This is a genomic window from Clostridium sp. UBA1056, assembly GCA_002316385.1.
Lineage (GTDB): Bacteria > Bacillota > Clostridia > Clostridiales > Clostridiaceae > Clostridium_J.
On record DCDL01000029.1, the window covers coordinates 1 to 6011 of the forward strand.

At 30.6% G+C, this 6011-nt stretch carries 2 protein-coding genes and 1 pseudogene; all 3 read right to left on the reverse strand.

Annotation, left to right across the window (positions count from 1 at the left end; all coding sequences use genetic code 11):
* Positions 1 to 94: 94 nt before the first annotated feature.
* The 3 genes and pseudogenes from B3W71_RS09265 to ebgA all read right to left on the reverse strand — a co-directional run bounded on the left by B3W71_RS09265 (position 95) and on the right by ebgA (position 5926).
* Positions 95 to 1258 carry an SAM-dependent methyltransferase gene (locus tag B3W71_RS09265; RefSeq protein ID WP_346888655.1) on the reverse strand — a complete coding sequence of 388 codons (1164 nt, stop codon included), beginning with the start codon at positions 1256 to 1258 and terminating at the stop codon, positions 95 to 97.
* A gap of 205 nt (positions 1259 to 1463) precedes the next feature.
* Positions 1464 to 2748, reverse strand: a pseudogene (locus B3W71_RS09275) (serine dehydratase subunit alpha family protein).
* Positions 2749 to 2854: 106 nt separating this feature from the next.
* Entirely contained in the window at positions 2855 to 5926 is a 3072-nt protein-coding gene (gene ebgA / locus B3W71_RS09280; protein WP_346888658.1) for a beta-galactosidase subunit alpha, read from the reverse strand.
* Positions 5927 to 6011 lie beyond the last annotated feature (85 nt).

A 6011-nucleotide genomic window follows, 5' to 3' on the forward strand; every position in this document is an offset into this window, starting at 1 on the left:
GTTCCTTAGATAGTAGCACTATCTAAGGGTTCTGTTGACGCAGTATAACACACAATAGACGAACATTCTGACTTGTTTATTTTTTGAAGATGCCTTATATTAATCCATCATTTTTCAACAAATTAAATAATGTGGGATTTAAATTAAACTCCTTCATTAAAGCATCAACCTCTAAAAGTGATTTTTCCTTTTTTTCCTTAGATATATTGGTCTTTGCTGCTCTAATTAATATATTTTTAGGAGAGTGAGCTATATCTATAAATTCTAAAAGCTGAGTTTTATATCCTACACACTCTAAAAGATTTCCTCTCACTGCATCAGTCATAAGAGCTGCAATTCTCTCTTGAATTATTCCATATCTAGTAAGTATAGATAGCTCCTCCGTATTCATCTGCTTATTAAACTCATGTTGACAACAAGGTACTGAGAAAATCATTTTACTATTCCACTTAATAGCATTGTATAGTGCATAATCTGTTGCCGTATCACAGGCATGTAAAGTAATTACCATATCAACCTTATCATTATATTTAAAGCCATTTATATCGCCCAATTCAAAGTGTAAATTATTATAATTATATCTCTTAGCTATCCCATTGCATTTTTCAATTACATCTTTTTTAAGATCTAATCCTATCATCTTAACATTAATTTTCTTAATCTCTACAAAATAATAGTATAATACAAAGGTTAAATATGACTTACCGCACCCAAAATCTAAGATTGTAAGCTCTTTATAATCATTTTTCTTAATTTCATCATCAATAATTTCAACAAATCTATTTATTTGCTTATATTTATCATACTTAGAATTAACTATTTTCCCTTCTTTAGTAAAAACACCCAAGTCTATAAGGGGCTCTATTATCATACCTTCTTTAAGAATATAATTTTTCTCTTTATTATGTTCTTTATTAACTAGGCTTACATTGTTGCTTTTTTTCTTTCCTAAATGAACCTTGCCTTTTTTAGATATTCTTAAATCGAAGGTAGTAGCAGTTGACCAAGCTGAAATTTGCTTATAATTATCTATTGCATACTCTAAAACTTTTTCTTTTAGTAAATCTAAATCAATATTTTCGTGAAATACCTGCTTATCAGTATACTTTTCTATTTGATAATACTCCTTAGAGTTATTCTCTTTTAATGTAAATATTATTTTATTATACTCCATAGATTTATTCATTTTATTGCTAATAACTAGCTTTATAATATGTTCTTCTATAATTTCATCAATTGCTTTTCTTAATTCTTCCATCTTAACACACCTTATTATTTATATTTGTATCTATTGTATCATATCTTAATTTATTGTATTTTCAAATTATATATGGAACATTTTAAAAAGATATCTATGCAAAAAGTTAACTTTTTATATAGGTAACTTTTTGCATATTTAAAATTTAAAATATTTAACTTTTTAAAATGTTACTCTAGTGTACTTATTATATATTGTTATATAATTAAGTAGCTTTTAATCCATTATTAGACTTCTGAGTAAAAATATCTAATATGGTCTTTTCAGTTTCCTTCATTCCCGGTGAGGCTATCATTCCCATATATCTCATGGTCTCTTCGGTAGTTTTTCCATTTATCCCATGGATATCTTCTATATAAATATTATTCATAGCAAGTTCAATGGATCTATAAGCAGCATCTACAGCTACAATTCCCTTCATCACAAATCATTCCAGTTATGCTTGAAGCCATATTGTTAATAGTATATTTCATTTGTTCTAAGGTTCCATTCTTCATAAAAACTAAAGCACATGCCATTCCAGTTCCTGCTGCTATGGCACATCCACAAAATGCAGATAACCTACCAGAGTATTCTTTAATATACATAGTTATAAGATAGCTTAAAGCCGTAGCTCTAAGTAACTGCTCCTCAGTAAGTTCATTAATGCTATAAGAACTATAAAGTGGCATAGTACATATTATACCGTGGGCTCCACTTCCTGTTATACTCATGGCAGGCTTATTAAGTCCAATAACTCTAGCTTCAATAGCTCCACCAGTTAGAACCTGAGATGTCTTTACCTCATCCTTAGATTTAACTTCATCATTATTTGATCTTATAAGCTGCTTTACTATTTTTGTTCTATTAGAATATAAACCTTCCTTAAATAATTCCATATTTACAGTATAAGCATCTTTTAAAAAACTAATTTCATCTATATCTACTGTGCTACAATAATTGTAGAAATCCTCTAAAGTATAATTTGTAATTTCACTAATCTCTTCTCCTGAAATATTCTCTTTATCATTTACCTTATTATCCTCTATTTTAAAAATTATATTGTTATTTAGCTTGATTTCATATATGTCTGTATGATGATTTTTTACTATTACCTCACAAGTATCTTTATTAGTTTCAACTATAACTCTTATATATATTTCTGAATCTATTCTATCTAAGTGTGCAAAAACCTTATGTTCATCTATGAGCTTTTGTGCTTTTTTATTATCATCTTCATTAATATCCTCTAAAGATAGTAAGCCTTTTTCCCACTTTCCAGCTACAGCTCCTAAAGCTGCTGAAAATATATTACCTACTTGGGTTGAATTTGGAATTCCACAAGTAAAGGCATTTTTATATATTCCAGAATTAAGATATATATTAATTCCTTTTATCTCTCCCTTTGTATAGCTTCTTGCTCTTGCTGTAGCAAAAGCAATAGCTCCTGGTTCTGTCACTCCTAAAGATGGAACCATATCCATTTTAATTATCTCAGTTAGTTTCTTCATATATTACTCTGATAATATAAGTTATCAGAACTCCCCCCTCTTAACTTAGATTCTATTGTAATTTATATTATTATATAATTAAAGGGTGACCTAAGCCACCCTTTAATTAGTATTCTAACATTTCTCTTCCTAAAGCAACCTCGCTAACTTCTTTATTATTAAATAAAGAAATTCTAAAGCTTAAGTTAAAATCTTCAAATTTACATCTATATTTTTCTAGTTGCCATTGTCCACAAGAGTTAGTACCTACACCATTTTGTTTATAGTCAATGTTAAATATAACATAATCCCTCTTCACTAAGTCTATAGTATGCTTTGCCTTTTCTAAATCCTTATCCTCATAATAAGAAGCACTAAAGTCAAATTTCCCCTCAGCTACTGCCATAATTCCCATACCTCTATCATTAGTAAGACTAACCCACGAACAATCACTTCTATTTCCATTTCCCTGTGGCTTAACATAATTAGTAAATAGTCCATCAACGGTATTTTCATATACTCCAAACAAATTAGCTTCCTTTGTATCTGGGTAGGATTCCCCTGGGCCTCTTCCCTTATATTTAACCCTCTCTAGCTCTTTGTTTACTTTAAGTTTTACTCCTATTCTCGGTATCATTTCAGGAGCATTTTCTATATTTCCTGAAGGCGTTCCAGAAACTTTTACTAAAATATCTCCACTTCCAAAAACTATATATTCATAAGTAGACTTATAATACCATGAAGAATTAGTAGTTCCGTTAATTGTTTCTACTTTAAAATGTAGTATATTATCCTTAACTTCATAATTAATACTTCTTACAATTTCATGCCCTAGGTGCATGAAATATTTTTTCTTATAGTCTTCTAAAAGATACATATCATTGTCAATTGGAGCCCTCCAGAAATTTAATTTAGGTCCTTCTTCTATAATGCAGTATCCATCTCTAACTGCTTTTATTATATTCCCCTTAACCAAATCAAAGTCTACCTGAAAATCTTCTCCTATAACCTTAAGGGTACAATGTTCTTTTACCACTTCAATGACACCTTTAGGATTTATTTTGACCTTTTCTACTTCTATAGGTAGTTTAAATTGAGCTGTAGCTAATTCATGACCTACCTTAGCCCATTTACAGTTATCCTTTAAAACATAGGATATATTTAAATAATAAGTTGCACCTGGTGTTTTAGGAAACTCCACGGTGTAAGGCAAAATTATTTCTCTATTTTCTCTTCCCTTTATGGACGGCATTGGTAAGCGTCTACTTTCTATTAACTTATTATCCTCTTTCATGCTATAGATTAATTCTAATATATTCAAGTTATTAAAGTCATATCTATTTATGACTTCAATAATACCTTTAGTTAGATCAACAGCCTTAGTTTCAACAGGTTCTATGACCTTTTTATACTCCAAAAGCCCTGGAGATGCACTTCTATCAGGCATTAATAAACCATCAATACAGAAGTTTCCATTAGTTGGGTCATCACCAAAATCTCCACCATATTTGTAATATATCTTTCCTTCATCACTTACTGAGTATATTCCATGATCAAACCACTCCCATACAAAGCCTCCTTGAAGTTTATCATATTTATAAAATAAATCTTGATATTCTCTTAGAGCTCCTGGGCCATTTCCCATGGCATGACAATATTCACATAGTATATGAGGTTTTTTTACCTTACTTATTATGTCATCCATCTTTAATTTACTATCATGTTCTAGCCAAGTATACATAGTACTATAAATCTCTGACACAGGCCCATCTTCTTTCTTAACATTAAAATCACCTTCATAGTGAACAAGCCTTGTATTATCTAACTCCTTAGCTCTCTTAGCCATAGATTTAAAGTTCGCACCAAAGGAAGATTCATTACCTAAAGACCACATAATTATACATGGATGATTTTTATCTCTTTCAATCATTCTCTCTATTCTATTTACATAGGCTAATTCCCATTTTGAATCATCACTTATCCATGAATAGTTTCCAGTGAGCTCAAAGCCATGACATTCTAAATCTGTTTCATCAATAACATAAAGACCATACTCATCGCAAAGGTCATATAACCACTCTGAGTTAGGATAATGTGACGTCCTTAGGGCATTGATATTATGCTTTTTCATTAAAATAATGTCTTCTTCTATTTCTTCTCTAGATACAACCCTTCCATTTTTAGGATTATAATCATGTCTATTTACACCCTTTAGCTTTATGCCTACCCCGTTTACTGTAAAAACTTCTCCCCTTAATTCAATTTTTCTAAAGCCTACCTTTTGTGGTATTACTTGAACCAGCTCATTACCTTTATAAACTGTCATCATAAGACTATATAAATTTGGCTCCTCGGCACTCCACTTTAAAGGACTTTCTATTTTCTTTTCAAATTTTAGCCCATTTCTTGTATCTAGACGTTCTTTAAATATAAGCTTTTTATTATCATCAAAAAGCTCTATTTGAACAACTTGGTCTCTAGCCTCTTTAAATTTAAAATCTATACTTAGTGTTCCATTTTCATATTTTTCACTTAGGTCAGTTTCTATTTTAAAATCATATATTCCTAAGAGTGGTTCTGAGTAAAGCTCTACATCTCTAAATATACCACTTAACCACCACATGTCTTGATCTTCTAAATAAGTTCCATCACTCCACTGGTATACTCTAACTACACACTGATTTTCTCCAACTCTTACATAGTTAGTTATATCAAATTCTCCTTGTATTCTAGCGCCCTTACTATAGCCTACGTCTTGTCCATTTATCCATAGATTATAGGCAGAATCAATTCCATTAAACTTTAATATTATTCTCTTTCCTAACCATGACTCATCTAGTCTAAATTTTCTTTTATATATTCCTGTTGGGTTTTCTGTAGGTACATAGGGTGGATTTATAGGAAAGTTATACCACAGATCTGAATAATGCATCTTCCCATAGCCTTGTAGTTGCCAATTACCAGGTACCGTTATTTTATCCCAACCTTCTGTATTAAAATCTTCTTTATAAAAATTCTCTGGAGAATATTCAGGAGCCTCTAAAAATAAAAAACTCCATATTCCATTTAAGTTTTTAAAATTATTAGTGTACCTCCTCTCTCCAAGCTCCGCCATACTCCTTGACGAAAAGTTTAAAAAGCTAGCTCTAGGCTCCATTCTATTAAGACCATCAATATTTATATTTTCCCATAGTTTCATATTGCACATCCCCCTTAAGGCACTATCAAATAAATAATAGATCAGTTTTCTCGCCTATTTGCCACGAATACTGCGTCGTTAAAAT

What these genes read in the sequence shown, in the direction of transcription:
- B3W71_RS09265 (WP_346888655.1), bottom strand. Translation starts at nt 1,258, where the DNA reads ATGGAAGAATTAAGAAAAGCAATTGATGAAATTATAGAAGAACATATT.
- ebgA (WP_346888658.1), bottom strand. Translation starts at nt 5,926, where the DNA reads ATGAAACTATGGGAAAATATAAATATTGATGGTCTTAATAGAATGGAG.